Origin of the sequence: Burkholderia alba, from assembly GCF_034721475.1 — a bacterium.
In the GTDB taxonomy this organism is placed as follows: Bacteria; Pseudomonadota; Gammaproteobacteria; order Burkholderiales; family Burkholderiaceae; genus Burkholderia; species Burkholderia alba.
The window spans coordinates 147336-161772 of the sequence record NZ_JAWJWL010000009.1 but is presented as its reverse complement, the minus strand read 5'-3'; the positions used below and the strand labels follow the sequence as shown (position 1 = coordinate 161772).

The 14437-nt window shown below is 68.3% G+C and carries 11 protein-coding genes; 9 read left to right on the top strand and 2 right to left on the bottom strand.

The genetic code is table 11. The annotated features are described in order from the left end of the window. The first annotated feature begins 132 nt into the window (after positions 1-132). Positions 133-1332, top strand: a complete 1200-nt coding sequence (gene fdhA, locus RZR99_RS12740) for a formaldehyde dehydrogenase, glutathione-independent (protein ID WP_323120123.1) — start codon at positions 133-135, stop codon at positions 1330-1332. Between the two features lie 74 nt (positions 1333-1406). On the opposite strand, the gene RZR99_RS12735 is transcribed toward fdhA, so the two are convergent. Beyond that, a complete protein-coding gene (locus RZR99_RS12735; protein ID WP_323120122.1) occupies positions 1407-2684 on the bottom strand; it encodes a glycosyltransferase family 9 protein in 1278 nt (425 codons plus the stop codon). A 59-nt stretch (positions 2685-2743) separates the two neighbouring features. Then, positions 2744-3796 carry a GlxA family transcriptional regulator gene (locus tag RZR99_RS12730; RefSeq protein ID WP_323120194.1) on the bottom strand — a complete coding sequence of 351 codons (1053 nt, stop codon included), beginning with the start codon at positions 3794-3796 and terminating at the stop codon, positions 2744-2746. Positions 3797-4182: 386 nt separating this feature from the next. Between RZR99_RS12730 and RZR99_RS12725 the strand changes: the two genes are divergently transcribed. From RZR99_RS12725 to RZR99_RS12690, 8 genes are all read left to right on the top strand, one after another. Further along, positions 4183-5457, top strand: a complete 1275-nt coding sequence (locus RZR99_RS12725; protein WP_323120121.1) for a serine hydroxymethyltransferase — start codon at positions 4183-4185, stop codon at positions 5455-5457. Between the two features lie 64 nt (positions 5458-5521). Next, on the top strand, positions 5522-6493 hold the full coding sequence (locus RZR99_RS12720; RefSeq protein ID WP_323120120.1) for a dipeptidase: 972 nt from the start codon (positions 5522-5524) through the stop codon (positions 6491-6493). 114 nt (positions 6494-6607) lie between these two features. Next, complete coding sequence (locus tag RZR99_RS12715; protein ID WP_323120119.1) at positions 6608-7141, top strand: DUF5943 domain-containing protein; 534 nt, start codon at positions 6608-6610, stop codon at positions 7139-7141. Positions 7142-7195: 54 nt separating this feature from the next. Further along, positions 7196-9259: an NADH:flavin oxidoreductase gene (locus tag RZR99_RS12710; protein ID WP_323120118.1), complete on the top strand. Its 2064-nt coding sequence runs from the start codon at positions 7196-7198 to the stop codon at positions 9257-9259. Positions 9260-9261: 2 nt separating this feature from the next. Further along, positions 9262-11187, top strand: a complete 1926-nt coding sequence (locus RZR99_RS12705; RefSeq protein ID WP_323120117.1) for a (Fe-S)-binding protein — start codon at positions 9262-9264, stop codon at positions 11185-11187. 4 nt (positions 11188-11191) lie between these two features. After that, positions 11192-12352, top strand: coding sequence for an electron transfer flavoprotein subunit alpha/FixB family protein (locus RZR99_RS12700; RefSeq protein WP_323120116.1), 1161 nt, complete (start codon positions 11192-11194; stop codon positions 12350-12352). Beyond that, positions 12349-13134 (top strand): electron transfer flavoprotein subunit beta/FixA family protein, encoded by a 786-nt coding sequence (locus RZR99_RS12695; RefSeq protein ID WP_323120115.1) that lies wholly within the window; start codon positions 12349-12351, stop codon positions 13132-13134. Before RZR99_RS12700 ends, RZR99_RS12695 begins: the two co-directional genes overlap by 4 nt. Before the next feature lie 58 nt (positions 13135-13192). Then, a complete protein-coding gene (locus RZR99_RS12690) occupies positions 13193-14434 on the top strand; it encodes an aromatic ring-hydroxylating oxygenase subunit alpha (RefSeq protein ID WP_323120114.1) in 1242 nt (413 codons plus the stop codon). The last annotated feature ends 3 nt before the right edge of the window (positions 14435-14437 follow it).

Sequence of the window (14437 nt, the reverse complement as noted above, 5' to 3'; positions counted from 1 at the left end):
CATGTCGGTTTTTGCACGTTCGCGGCCCCGGCCGCCGGACTACCCTCGAAGGGCTCGCCGCCAGACCCGCGCGCCCGACGGCGCCGGATGGGCCGACGCGGTGCGAAGCCAACGAGACATGGAGACAATGCGATGAGCAGCAACCGAGGTGTCGTGTATCAGGGGCCGGGCAAGGTCGAGGTGCAGTCGATCGACTATCCGAAGATGGTCGATCCGAGCGGGCGGGCGATCGGGCACGGGGTGATCCTGAAAGTGGTCAGCACCAATATCTGCGGATCGGATCAGCACATGGTGCGCGGCCGCACCACGGCGCCCGTCGGTCTCGTGCTCGGCCACGAGATCACGGGCGAGGTGATCGAAGTGGGCCGCGACGTGGAAACGCTGAAGCTCGGCGATCTGGTGTCGGTGCCGTTCAACGTCGCGTGCGGACGCTGCGTGATGTGCAAGGAGCAGCAAACGGGCGTGTGCCTGAACGTCAACCCGTCGCGCGCGGGCGGCGCTTACGGCTATGTCGACATGGGCGGCTGGATCGGCGGTCAGGCCGAGTACGTGCTGGTGCCGTACGCCGATTTCAACCTGCTGAAATTTCCCGACCGCGATCGCGCGATGGCAAAGATCCGCGACCTCACCTGCCTGTCGGACATCCTGCCCACCGGTTATCACGGCGCCGTGTCGGCGGGCGTGAAGCCCGGCTCGACCGTGTACGTCGCGGGCGCGGGGCCGGTCGGGATGGCCGCGGCCGCGTCGGCGCGGCTGCTCGGCGCGGCCTGCACGATCGTCGGCGACATGAACGCCGAACGGCTCGCGCACGCGAAGGCGATGGGCTTCGAAGTGGTCGACCTGTCGAAGGACGCGACGCTCGGCGAGCAGATCGAGCAGATCCTCGGCAAGCCGGAGATCGACTGCGCGGTCGATTGCGTCGGCTTCGAGGCGCATGGCCACGGTTCGGCGGGCCACGCGGAAGAAGCGCCGGCCACGGTGCTGAACTCGCTGATGGAAATTACGCGGCCGGCCGGCGCGATCGGGATTCCGGGCCTGTACGTGACGGACGATCCGGGCGCGACCGACGTCGCGGCGAAGCACGGCAGCCTGAGCATCCGCTTCGGGCTCGGCTGGGCGAAGTCGCATACGTTCCATACCGGCCAGACGCCCGTGCTCAAGTACAGTCGCAACCTGATGCAGGCGATCCTGTTCGATCGTCTGCCGATCGCGAAGATCGTCAACGTGTCGGTGATCTCGCTCGACCAGGCGCCTGACGGCTACCGGAAATTCGATGGCGGCGCGCCCCGCAAGTTCGTGATCGATCCGCACGGCATGCTGAACGCGGCCTGACGCCGCCGAGCCGGCGACGGCCCGCGCAGCGCCGGCAGGCGCGGCGCGGGCCGTTTTGCACTGGGTGCGCGGAGTCAGTCGCGCAGGCGCAGGCCGGGTTCGCCGCCCGCGGCGAGCGTGTCCGTCATCGCGGCGACCGGGCCGCGCCAGTCGCCGAGCGCGGTTTGCCTGAACAAGCGCATCGTCGGGTACCACGGCGTATGGCGGCGGCAGTCGAACCAGCGGCTGTCGCCCGCTTGCGACAGCATCAGCCAGACCGGCCGTCCCATCGCGCCTGCGAGGTGCGCGGTGCCGGTATCGATCGACACGATCAGGTCGAGCTGGCCGAGCACGGCGGCTGTGTCCGCGAACGAATGCAGGTCCGGGCCGAGATCGACGATGCCGCGGCGCGCGTAGAGATCGCGCTCCTCGTCGTCGAGCGCGCCGACCTGCAGCGCATAGAAGCGGTAGCCGGCGGTGCCGAGCAGCGGTTCGAGCGCGCGCAGCGGCAGCGAGCGATACGGTTCGTGACGCACGCCGGTGCCGCTGCGCCACACCAGCCCGACCCTCGGCCCGCCGGCCGAGGGCGCGAGCGCCGCCCGGACGGGCTCGGGCAGCGCATGGGCGGGCGGCGTCGGGATGTACGGCGTCGACTGGCTGGGGAAATAGGGGCTCGTCTGATAGCGCGCGAACAGATTGAAGAACCAGGTCACGCAGTCGCAGTCGTGCGGGAGCGAACCCAGCTCGCCCACGGTCCGGATGCAGTCGTCCTCATGGAGCACGCCGCGCGCCGAATCGACGATCTGCACGTGCACCGACAGCGCGCCTTCCCGTTTCAGCATCTCGAAGTAGCGCGAGTACATGAACAGATCGCCGACGCCGCCCTCCATCATCACCAGCACGCGCTTGCCCGAGACCGGATCGTCGTGGCCGAGGAATTTGTCCTTGGCCCACGCGTACTGGTCGCCGTTGCGCACCGGGTAGAGCGTGTCGACGATCGTGTCGCGCCACGCCTTGTCGCGGATCTCGCGGTACAGCGCGTGCGCTTCGTGGTATTTGCCTTGCGCATACAGCGAGATCGTCAGCTCGAACTTCACGACGTAGAGGTTCGGGTCGTGCGCGAGCCCGGGAATCGAGCGCGCGAGCAGGCGTTGCGCCTCCGCGAACATCCCCAGGAAATTCATCTCGACGCCCATTTGAGCGAGGTTCAGCGGCGTGTCGAGCGCATCGGCCCAGCGTGTCGCGACGCCGATCGCTTCCTGCGCATGGCCGTGCGTGCGCAGCACGCGCGCCAGCTGCATGCCGGTCAGGCAGTCCGGGTGATCGAGGTAGGCGGTGTAGGCGCTCGCGAGCGCGTCGGGGGTGGTCTGCACGTCTGAGGGCTCGTCGTCCGGGCGGGCCGCCGCCCGCGCGCGGGGCCGGCCCCGTGCCGTCAGGCGTGCAGCACCAGTGAAGTAAGCGGCGCGCCGAGCGTCGGCAGCGCCGGCGGCGCAAGCGGGGCGACCTGCTTGCGGCGTTCGCGCGTCGGCGCCGTGCCGAACGCGTCGCGGTAACTCTTGCTGAAATGGCAAGCCGACTGGAAACCGCACGCCATTGTAATGTGCATGATCGACATGTCGGTCTGCAACAGCAGCTCGCGCGCGCGGCGCAGCCGCAAGGTCAGATAGTAATGCGTGGGCGTCATCCCGAGGTGTTCGCGGAACAGCCGCTGCAGCTGCCGCTGCGACATGTTCGCGAGCCGCGCCAGCTCCTCGCGCGACAGCGGCTCCTCGATGTTGTTCTCCATCAGCGAGATCACCTCGAACAGCGACTTGTTCGCGGACCCGAGCCGCGCGACGAGCGGCATCCGCTGCTGCGCGCTCATGTCGCGTACGTGCTCGACGATGAACTGCTCGGCGATCTGCGTCACGCGCGCCGTGCCGACGCGCGAGGCGATCAGGTTCAGCATCATGTCGAGCGGCGCGACGCCGCCGGTGCAGGTGATCCGGTCGCGGTCGACGACGAACAGTTCCTTCAGGAAGCGCGTGTCGGGGAATTCCTCCTTCAGCGCCGACATGTTTTCCCAATGGATCGCGCACGCGTAGCCGGCCAGCAGCCCGGATTTCGCCAGCGCGTAGGTGCCGGTGCACAGGCTGCCCAGCGCCACGCCCGCGCGCGCGAAGCGGCGCAGCGTCGACAGGTGGGCGGCGCTCGTCGCATGCTGGACGTCCACGCCGCCGCAGACGAACACGATGTCGGGCTGGCCGACGCATTCGGCCGGACCGGTGTCGACGGTGAGTCCGTTGCTCGCGGTGACGGGGCCGCCGTCCGGGCTGACGACCGACCAGCGGTAGAGCGGCTGACCGCTCAGGTAATTCGCCATCCTGAGCACTTCGATCGCGTTCGTGAACGCGATCATCGTGAAATTGGGCAGCGGCATGAACGCGAAGTGGGACAACGACGCGGTGCGGTCGGGCGACATGGGGAGGCGTTCCTTGAATCTAATCTTGTGCGGCCGGGGAACTGGGCCCGGCTATTTTGGGAGCGAGCGCAACAAGCGTGCCATACGGCTAAACCCTAGATCCGGCGGGCCGGCCGGGCCGGTTTTCATGCTGCGCTGCACCGTATCCGGGAGCGGCCGCACTGGCCGGGCGCAGCCGAGGCACCGCGCGGGTGCCGGCCGGATCGAAAGTGCACGACCGGTCACTTGTTCAAAACGGACGCGAATGTCGGAAAAGGCAAAGAAAGCGTCTGAATTCATCAATCGGCGAAAAATCCGAAAGACAAGAATAGAGCCGTCGGCAGCGGTGGTGAAAAAACGCGTGAAAGCCTTTCACGACAGGTCCTTCGCCCGCTGCGCATGCCCCTTTTTCATTCAGTGACGGACGCCCCATGTCGAACTCCAAGCCTTTCTTTTCGCAAACGCTGGCCGAGCGCGACGCGCCCGTGCGCGGCGCGCTCCTGAAGGAACTCGAGCGGCAGCAGTCGCAGGTCGAGCTGATCGCGTCGGAAAACATCGTGTCGCGGGCGGTGCTGGAGGCGCAGGGCTCGGTGCTGACCAACAAGTATGCGGAAGGTTATCCGGGCAAGCGCTACTACGGCGGCTGCGAGTTCGCCGACGAGATCGAGTCGCTCGCGATCGCGCGCGTCAAGCAGCTGTTCGGCGCCGGCTATGCGAACGTGCAGCCGCACTCGGGCGCGCAAGCGAACGGCGCGGTGATGCTGGCGCTGGCGAAGCCGGGCGACACGGTGCTGGGCATGTCGCTCGACGCGGGCGGCCACCTGACGCACGGCGCGAAGCCCGCGCTGTCCGGCAAGTGGTTCAACGCCGTGCAGTACGGCGTGCACCGCGACACCTTGCTGATCGATTACGACCAGGTCGAGGAACTGGCGCGGCAGCACAAGCCGAGCCTGATCATCGCCGGCTTCTCCGCGTATCCGCGCGCGCTCGACTTCGCCCGATTCCGGGCGATCGCGGACGCCGTCGGCGCGAAGCTGATGGTCGACATGGCGCACATCGCCGGGGTGATCGCCGCGGGCCGCCATGCGAACCCGGTCGAGCACGCGCACGTCGTCACGTCGACCACCCACAAGACGCTGCGCGGGCCGCGCGGCGGCTTCGTGCTGACCAACGACGAAGAGATCGCGAAGAAGATCAACTCGGCGGTCTTCCCCGGCCTGCAGGGCGGCCCGCTGATGCACGTGATCGCCGGCAAGGCGGTGGCGTTCGGCGAGGCGCTGCACGGCGATTTCAAGGCCTACATCGACCAGGTGCTGGCCAACGCCCGCGCGCTCGGCGAGGTACTGAAGGCGGGCGGCGTCGATCTGGTGACGGGCGGCACCGACAACCACCTGCTGCTGGTGGACCTGCGTCCCAAGGGGCTCAAGGGCACCCAGGTCGAGCAGGCGCTGGAACGCGCGGGCATCACCTGCAACAAGAACGGCATCCCGTTCGACACCGAGAAGCCGACGGTCACCTCCGGCATCCGGCTCGGCACGCCGGCCGGCACGACGCGCGGCTTCGGGACGGCGGAGTTCCGCGACATCGGCAGGCTGATCCTGGAGGTGTTCGACGCGCTGCGCACGAACCCGGAGGGCGACCCCGCGACCGAGCAGCGCGTGCGCCGCGAGATCTTCGCGCTGTGCGAGCGCTTCCCGATCTACTGAACGCCCGGCAGGCCGGCTGCGATACGACAACACAAGACAAGACGCGACAAGACTGGAGAACCTCATGAGCACGCTGCACCAGGACAGCATCATCATCGACGGCCTGAACATCTCGAAGTTCGACCGCTCGGTGTTCGAGGACATGCGCCGCGGCGGGATCACCGCCGCCAACTGCACGGTGTCGGTCTGGGAGAACTTCACCAAGACGGTCGACAACATCGCGCTGATGAAGCAGCAGATTCGCGCCAACAGCGAACTGCTGACCCTGGTGCGCACGACCGACGACATCCTGCGCGCGAAGCGGGAAGGCAAGACGGGCGTGATCTTCGGCTTTCAGAACGCCCATGCGTTCGAGGACAACCTCGGCTACATCGAGGCATTCGCCGACATGGGCGTGCGGGTCGTGCAGCTCTGCTACAACACCCAGAATCTGGTCGGTACGGGCTGCTACGAGCGCGACGGCGGCCTCTCCGATTTCGGCCGCGAAGTGATTACCGAGATGAACCGCGTCGGGATCATGGTCGACCTGTCGCATGTCGGCGGCAACACGTCGTCCGAGGCGATCGCGTTCTCGAAGAAGCCGGTCTGCTATTCGCACTGCCTGCCGTCGGGGCTCAAGGAGCATCCGCGCAACAAGAGCGACGCGCAACTGAAGGAGATCGCCGACGCGGGCGGCTTCGTCGGCGTGACGATGTTCGCGCCGTTCCTGAAGCGGGGCATCGATGCGACGGTCGACGACTACATCGAGGCGATCGACTACGTCGTGAACCTGGTCGGCGAGGACGCGGTCGGCATCGGCACCGATTTCACGCAGGGCTACAGCACCGAGTTCTTCGACATGCTGACGCACGACAAGGGGCGCTACCGCCGCCTGACGAACTTCGGCAAGGTCGTGAATCCGGAAGGCATCCGCACGATCGGCGAATTCCCGAACCTGACCGCCGCGATGGAGCGCGCGGGCTGGAGCGCATCGCGGATCCGCAAGATCATGGGCGAGAACTGGGTGCGCGTGTTCAAGGACGTCTGGGGCGCGTAAGCCACCCGGTCCGCCGCCTCCAACCGATACGAAACAGGACGCGCCCGCTCGACGAGCGACGGTGCGCGGACGATGCCGCGCCCTGCGCGGCGCCATTCCCCACGGAGTCACACGATGCAACCGCAACTGCCGATCAACGTCGATCCCGATACCGGCGTCTGGACCACCGATGCGCTGCCGATGCTGTACGTGCCGCGCCACTTCTTCACCAACAACCACACGGCAGTGGAAGACGCGCTCGGCCGCGACGCCTATGCGGAGATTCTTTACCAGGCGGGCTACAAATCGGCCTACCACTGGTGCGACAAGGAAGCGAAGCTGCACGGCCTGACCGGCATGGCGGTGTTCGAGCACTACCTGAAACGCCTGTCGCAGCGCGGCTGGGGGCTGTTCTCGATCCTCGAGGCGGATCCGGCGAGCGCGCGCGCGCGCATCGCGCTGCGCCATTCGTCGTTCGTGCTGGCGCAGCCGGGCCGCGAGGGCAAGCTCTGCTACATGTTCGCCGGCTGGTTCGCGGGCGCGATGGACTGGGTCAACGACACGACGCCGGAAGGCCGGGGCGCGCCGCGCGCGTACTCCGAGGAAGCGCACTGCGCGGCGCAAGGCCACGATCACTGCGTGTTCGACGTGTCGCCGCTTTCGCACTGACGCCGCTTTCCTCCGTACCCGACAACGCCCCGAGAACGCCAGAGGTCGCCCGCGATGCGCTATCCCCACCTGTTCAAACCCTTGACGCTCAACCAGCTCACGCTGCGCAACCGGATCGTCAGCACGGCGCACGCCGAAGTCTATGCGGAACCCGGCGGCCTGCCGGGCGACCGCTACATCCGCTACTACGAGGAAAAGGCCAAGGGCGGCGTGGGCCTCGCCGTGTGCGGCGGATCGAGCCCCGTGTCGATCGACAGCCCTCAAGGCTGGTGGAAATCGGTGAACCTGTCGACCGACAGGATCGTCGATCCGCTCGCGCGCCTCGCCGAGGCGATGCACCGGCACGGCGCGAAGATCATGATCCAGGCGACCCACATGGGCCGCCGCTCGGCGTTTCACGGCGAGCACTGGCCGCACCTGATGTCGCCGTCGGGCGTGCGCGAGCCGGTGCACCGCGGCAACGCGAAGATCATCGAACCGGAGGAAATCCGCCGGATCATCGGCGATTTCGCCGCCGCCGCGAAGCGGGTGAAGGATGCGGGCATGGACGGCATCGAGATCTCGGCCGCGCACCAGCACCTGATCGACCAGTTCTGGAGCCCGCGCACCAACTTCCGCACCGACGAATGGGGCGGCAGCCTGCAGAACCGCCTGCGCTTCGGCACCGAGGTGCTGCAGGCGGTGCGCGAGGCGGTCGGCAAGGATTTCTGCGTCGGCCTGCGCATGTGCGGCGACGAATTCCACGAGGACGGCCTCGACCACGAGCAGTTGAAGGAGATCGCGCAGGCGATGTCGGAGAGCGGCCTGATCGACTACCTCGGCGTGATCGGCTCCGGCGCGGACACCCACAACACGCTCGCGAACTGCATGCCGCCGATGGCGCTGCCGCCCGAGCCGTTCGTGCATCTCGCGGCGGGCATCAAGTCGGTCGTCAAGGTGCCGGTGATGCACGCGCAGAGCATCCGCGACGCGGGCCAGGCGGAGCGGCTGCTCGCGAACGGCATGGTCGACCTGGTCGGCATGACGCGCGCGCAGATCGCCGACCCGCACATGGTGATCAAGATCCGCGACGGCCGCGAGGACGAGATCAAGCAATGCGTCGGCGCGAATTACTGCATCGACCGCCAGTACAACGGGCTCGACGTGCTGTGCGTGCAGAACGCCGCGACGTCGCGCGAGGCGACGATGCCGCACGTGATCGAGAAGTCGCGCGGTCCGAAGCGCAAGGTGGTGGTGGTCGGCGCGGGGCCGGCGGGGCTCGAGGCGGCCCGCGTCGCGCGCCTGCGCGGCCACGACGTCGTGCTGTTCGAGAAGAATCCGGAAGTCGGCGGCCAGATCATGCTGGCCGCGAAGGCGCCGCAGCGCGAGCAGATGGCGGGCATCGTCCGCTGGTTCGACATGGAGACCAAGCGCCTCGGCGTCGATCGCCGGCTGGGCGTCGCGGCCGACGAGAAGCTGATCCTCGCGGAGAAGCCGGACATCATCGTGCTCGCGACGGGCGGCTCGAGCTTCACGAACCAGGTGCCGGACTGGGGCGTCGAGCAGGGGCTCGCCGTCGGTTCGTGGGACATCCTGTCGGGCCGCGTCGAGCCGAAGCAGAACGTGCTCGTCTACGACGGCGTCAGCACGCATGCGGGCGCGGGTGTCGCCGATTTCATCTCGAGCCGGGGCTCGAAGGTGGAGATCGTCACGCCGGACGTGAAGGTGGCCGACGACTGCGGCGGCACGACCTTCCCGATCTTCTACCGGCGGCTCTACGCGCAGGGCGTGATCCATACGCCGAACTACTGGCTCGACCGCGTCTACGAAGAGGACGGCAAGAAGATCGCGGTGCTGCGCAACGAGTACACCGAGGAGCAGGAGGAGCGCGCGGTCGACCAGGTCGTGATCGAGAACGGCGTCACGCCGAACGATGCGCTGTACTGGAAGCTCAAGCCGGAATCGGTGAACCGGGGGCAGGTGGACGTGCACAAGCTGTTCGCGGCCGAGCCGCAGCCGTCGCTGTCGGAGGCGCTGGGCAACGGCCGCTTCCTGCTGTTCCGCGTCGGCGACTGCATCTCCATGCACAACATCCACGGCGCGATCTACGACGCGCTGCGGCTCACCAAGGATTTCTGACGATGAATCCGGCCTTCCTGATTACCGCGCTGCTGTGGCTGTCGGTGGCGGGGCTCGCGTTCGCGGTCGCGAAGCGCGCGTCGTACTGGCGCCTCGGCCGGGCGACGGCCCCGGGCGCGTTCGGGGTCGCCCAGCTGTTCGCGATCCCGAAACGCTATTTCGTCGACCTGCATCACGTGGTGGCGCGCGATCCGTACATCGCGAAGACCCACGTGGCGACGGCCGGCGGCGCGATCGCGGCGCTCGCGCTGGTGTTCGTCAACTACGGGCTGGCGATCTACTCGCCGTGGCTCGACCGGCTGATCCTCGTCGCGGCGCTCGCGATGCTGGTCGGCGCGGTGTTCGTGTGGCGCCGCCGCCATGCGAAGCAGGTGCCCGCGCGCCTGTCGCGCGGCCCGTGGAATACGCTGCCGTGGCTGCTGGGCGCGTTCGCGCTCGGCCTGACCCTGTTCGTGCTGGTGCCGGCCGCCGCGATGTCGGGCGCGTTCGCGGTGCTGTGCGCGCTGCTGATCGGCGTCGGCGCGTTCGCGATGACGTTCGGCGCGGCGCGCGGCGGTCCGATGAAGCACGCGATCGCGGGCCTGCTGCATCTCGCGTTTCATCCGCGCCAGGAGCGCTTCGCGTCGAACCGGACGGCGTACACCGGCGACGGCGCGGCCACTCCGCCGACCGCGCTCAAGCTGCCCGAGATCGAACGCAGCGAGTACGGCGTCGGCCAGCCGGCCGAGTTCCGCTGGAACCAGTTGCTGAGCTTCGATGCGTGCGTGCAGTGCGGCAAGTGCGAGGCGGCGTGTCCGGCGTTCGCGGCAGGACAGCCGCTCAATCCCAAGAAGCTGATCCAGGATCTCGTCACCGGGATGGCGGGCGGCACCGATGCCGCCTATGCCGGCAGCCCGACACCGGGCATCCCGGTCGGCGGCCACCGCGGCGAGCCGCGCGGCCCGATCGTGTCGGGCCTGATCGAGGCGGACACGCTGTGGTCGTGCACCACCTGCCGCGCGTGCGTGCAGGAGTGTCCGATGTTGATCGAGCATGTCGACGCGATCGTCGACATGCGGCGCAACCAGACGCTCGTGCACGGCACCGTGCCGGGCAAGGGCGCCGACATGCTCGCGAACCTGCGCGAGACCGGCACGATGGGCGGCTACGACACGGCCGCGCGCTACGACTGGTCGGTCGACCTGAGCGCCCCGGTCGCGCAGCCGGGCCGGCCGGTCGACGTGCTGCTGGTGGTCGGCGAGGGCGGCTTCGACATGCGCTACCAGCGCACGCTGCGCGCGCTCGTCAAGGTGCTGAACAAGGCGGGCGTCGATTACGCGGTGCTCGGCCGCGCGGAAACGGATACGGGCGACACGGCCCGCCGGCTCGGCGACGAAGCCACCTTCCAGCAGATGGCGAAGCGGCTGATCGGCACGCTCGACGCGCTGTCGTTCCAGCAGATCGTCACCGCCGATCCGCACGTGATGCACAGCCTGCGCAACGAATACCGCGCGCTCGGCGGCCGCTACGCGGTCAAGCATCACACGAGTTTCGTCGCGGAGCTGGCGGCGGCGGGCCGGATCGCGCCGAAAGCCGCCGACGCGCTGCGCGACAAGCGGATCACGTATCACGATCCCTGCTATCTGGGCCGCTACAACGGCGAAACCGACGCGCCGCGCAAGTTGCTGAAGACGATCGGCATTCAGGTCGTCGAGATGGAGCGCAACGGGATGCGCGGCCGCTGCTGCGGCGGCGGCGGCGGCGCGCCGCTGACCGACATTCCCGGCAAGCAGCGGATTCCCGACATCCGGATCGCCGACGCGCGCGCGATCGGCGCGGACGTGGTGGCGGTCGGCTGCCCGAACTGCACCGCGATGCTCGAAGGCGTGGTCGGCCCGCGCCCGGACGTGCTCGATGTCGCCGAACTCGTCGCCGCCGCACTGGAGTGACCCGATGACTACGCTCAAACGAATCGATCCGCGCCGGCCGTTCGTCGTCACGGCCGGCGGCCTGAAACGCATCACGCTCGGCGAGGCGGGCAGCGCCGATGCGAGCGCGCTGCCCTGGTCGGGCGCCGCGCACGGCGCATCGGCGGTCAAGCCATTGCGCGCGAGCGCCGACGTGCGGCACGTACTGCTGGTCGCCGCGCACAGCGAGCGCGGCGCGCTCGACGAACACGCCCGGCAGACGGTGGCGGCGGCCGCGCTGATCGCCGGCGCCGATACCGAGGTGGCGTTGCTGGTGTTCGGCGAATTGAAGGACGATCCGGCCGCGCTCGGCGTGGACCGGCTGATCGAACTGGCGGGCTTCGACCGGCGCGGTTTCGCGCCGGAGCGCGAGCTGCAGGCGCTGCACGCATGCGCGGCCGCGCTGTCGCCGCGTCACGTGCTGATACCGGACAACGCCACCGGCGACGGCGATCTGGGCCGCCGCTATGCGGCGTCGCTGAACGTGAGCGTCGCGACCCAGGTGGTCGAGATCGATGCGCGGCATGTCGGCGTGTACGCAGACGCGAAGCGGACCTTCGCGACGCGCGCGCTGCCCGACGTCGTGCTGCTCGCGCCGAACGCCGTCGATCCGAAGCTGCCGTTCGTCGGCGCGGGACGGCGGCTCGCCGCCGATTTCCTGGTCGACGCGGGCCACTCCGACGGCCCCTATCGCGATCTCGGCATCGAGGAGATCGATGCGGCTCAAGTGGCGCTGGAGGAAGCCGATTTCATCGTGTCGGCCGGCAACGGCGTGACCGACATCGCGGCGTTCGAGCGGCTTGCGGGCGTGTTCGGCGCGGCGATCGGGGCGAGCCGGGTCGCCGTCGACAACGGCCATTTCAGCCGCGACAAGCAGGTGGGCGCGACCGGCAAGACCGTCGAGGCGAGCGTCTATATCGCGTTCGGCATCTCCGGCGCGGTACAGCATCTGCAGGGGATCAAGGACTGCCGCCACGTGATCGCGGTGAATCTCGACGGCAGCGCGCCGATCGCGAAGCGCGCGAACCTGACGATCGTCGGCGACGCGCAGGCGACCATTGCCGCGTTGATCGAACAGGTCGACGCGGCGCGCACGCGCGGCCGGCGCGTCGCGCAGGCGCCGGAACTGGAAGGAGTCGCGGCATGAACGCCATCCGCAAGCTGGAACGCATCGCCGTGCTGGTGTCGGTCGGCCGTCACCCGGTGAGCGGCGTGTCGCGCCACAGCCGCAACGACGCGGCGGCGCTCGAACTCGGCCGCGCGCTCGCGGCGCGCCATGCGGCGCAACTCGACGTATTTCATGCCGGCGACGCCGGCGACGCGGCGCTCGCCGACTATCTGGCGTTCGGCGCGCGCGACGTCGAGGTGCTCGCGTGCGCGCCGCACGAGGACGCGGCCGCGGCGCTCGCGGCCCGCGTGCAAGGCTACGACCTGGTGCTCACCGGCACGCGCGCGGAAGGCGCGTACGACACCGGGATGCTGCCGTACCGGGTCGCCGCGGCGCTCGGTTATCCGCTGGTCGGCGCGGCCGTGGACATCGCGGTCGAGGCCGGCCGCGTAGAGGTACGGCAATTCTTGCCGAAAGGTTTGCGCCGGCGGGTCGACGCGAGCCTGCCCGCCGTGGTCGCGGTACATCCGCTGGCCAATGCGCAGCCGCGCTATGCGTATGCCCGGCTGCGCGCGGGCGTCGTCAAGCCGCTGCGCGTCGCGCCGCCTGCCGCGACGGACGCCGCGCACTGGTCCAGCGCGCCGGCGGAGCGCAAGCCGGTGAAGCTGGCGGCGGCGGAGAAGCGCTCCGGGCATGCGCGGATGCTGTCCGCGACCACCACCGAAAGCCGTGGCGGAAACGTCGTAATTAACGGGAGTTCGGTCGAAAAAGCACAAGTGATTCTCGCGTATTTGCGCGAGCATCAACTCATCGATTACTGAAAAACACCCCCATGCCTGTCGGCAAACACCTGGGAAAGCAAGGAATCCGGAGCAGACGATGAAAGTATCGGCAGACATTCGCGCGCTGGTGGAGCGCCGCAAAGCGGGTTACAGCCTGGAGGCGCCGTTCTACCGGAGCGAGGAGATCTTCGCGCTCGACATGGACGCGATCTTCCGGCAGCACTGGATTCAGGTGGCGATCGAGCCGGACGTACCCGAGCCGGGCGACTACGTGACGGTCGAACTGGGGCAGGATTCGATCCTGATCGTGCGCGACGACGACATGGCGATCCGCGCGTTCCACAACGTATGCCGCCATCGCGGCGCGCGGCTCTGCAACGAGGACAAGGGGTCGGTCGGCAATATCGTCTGCCCGTATCACAGCTGGACCTACAACCTGACCGGCCAGCTGATGTTCGCCGAGCACATGGGGGAGAAGTTCGACCGTTGCAAGCACAGCCTGAAGCCGGTGCATCTGCAGAACCTCGCGGGCCTGCTGTTCGTCTGTCTGGCCGACGAGCCGCCGGCCGATTTCGCGGTGATGCGCGCGGCGATGGAGCCGTATCTGCTGCCGCACGACCTGCCGAACACGAAGATCGCCGCGCAGATCGACATCATCGAACAGGGCAACTGGAAGCTGACGATGGAGAACAACCGCGAGTGCTATCACTGCGTGGCGAACCATCCCGAGCTGACGATCTCGCTGTACGAATACGGTTTCGGCTACCAGCCTTCGCCCGCCAACGCGGAAGGCATGGCGGCGTTCGAGCGCACCTGCGTCGAACGCGCGGCCCAATGGGAAGCGCTCGACCTGCCGTCGGTCGAGGTCGACCGCCTGAGCGATACGACCGGCTTCCGCACCCAGCGCCTGCCGCTCGACCGCAGCGGCGAGTCGCAGACGCTGGACGCGAAGGTCGCATCGAAGAAGCTGTTGGGCGAATTCCGCCAGGCGGATCTCGGCGGCCTGTCGTTCTGGACCCAGCCGAATTCGTGGCATCACTTCATGAGCGATCACATCGTGACGTTCTCGGTGATTCCGCTGTCCGCGGGCGAGACGCTTGTGCGCACCAAGTGGCTCGTGCACAAGGACGCGAAGGAAGGCATCGACTACGACGTGAAGAACCTGACCGCCGTGTGGAACGCGACCAACGACCAGGACCGCGCGCTCGTCGAATTCTCGCAGCGCGGCGCGGGCAGCAGCGCGTATGAACCGGGGCCGTACTCGCCGTACACCGAAGGCCTCGTCGAAAAATTCTCGGCCTGGTACATCGGCCGGCTCGCCGCGAAGATCGGCGCATAGCAA

Excerpts from the sequence above, each read along its gene's own strand:
- fdhA (WP_323120123.1), top strand. The coding sequence starts at position 133 with ATGAGCAGCAACCGAGGTGTCGTGTATCAGGGGCCGGGCAAGGTCGAG.
- RZR99_RS12725 (WP_323120121.1), top strand. The coding sequence starts at position 4,183 with ATGTCGAACTCCAAGCCTTTCTTTTCGCAAACGCTGGCCGAGCGCGAC.
- RZR99_RS12720 (WP_323120120.1), top strand. The coding sequence starts at position 5,522 with ATGAGCACGCTGCACCAGGACAGCATCATCATCGACGGCCTGAACATC.
- RZR99_RS12715 (WP_323120119.1), top strand. The coding sequence starts at position 6,608 with ATGCAACCGCAACTGCCGATCAACGTCGATCCCGATACCGGCGTCTGG.
- RZR99_RS12710 (WP_323120118.1), top strand. The coding sequence starts at position 7,196 with ATGCGCTATCCCCACCTGTTCAAACCCTTGACGCTCAACCAGCTCACG.
- RZR99_RS12705 (WP_323120117.1), top strand. The coding sequence starts at position 9,262 with ATGAATCCGGCCTTCCTGATTACCGCGCTGCTGTGGCTGTCGGTGGCG.
- RZR99_RS12700 (WP_323120116.1), top strand. The coding sequence starts at position 11,192 with ATGACTACGCTCAAACGAATCGATCCGCGCCGGCCGTTCGTCGTCACG.
- RZR99_RS12695 (WP_323120115.1), top strand. The coding sequence starts at position 12,349 with ATGAACGCCATCCGCAAGCTGGAACGCATCGCCGTGCTGGTGTCGGTC.
- RZR99_RS12690 (WP_323120114.1), top strand. The coding sequence starts at position 13,193 with ATGAAAGTATCGGCAGACATTCGCGCGCTGGTGGAGCGCCGCAAAGCG.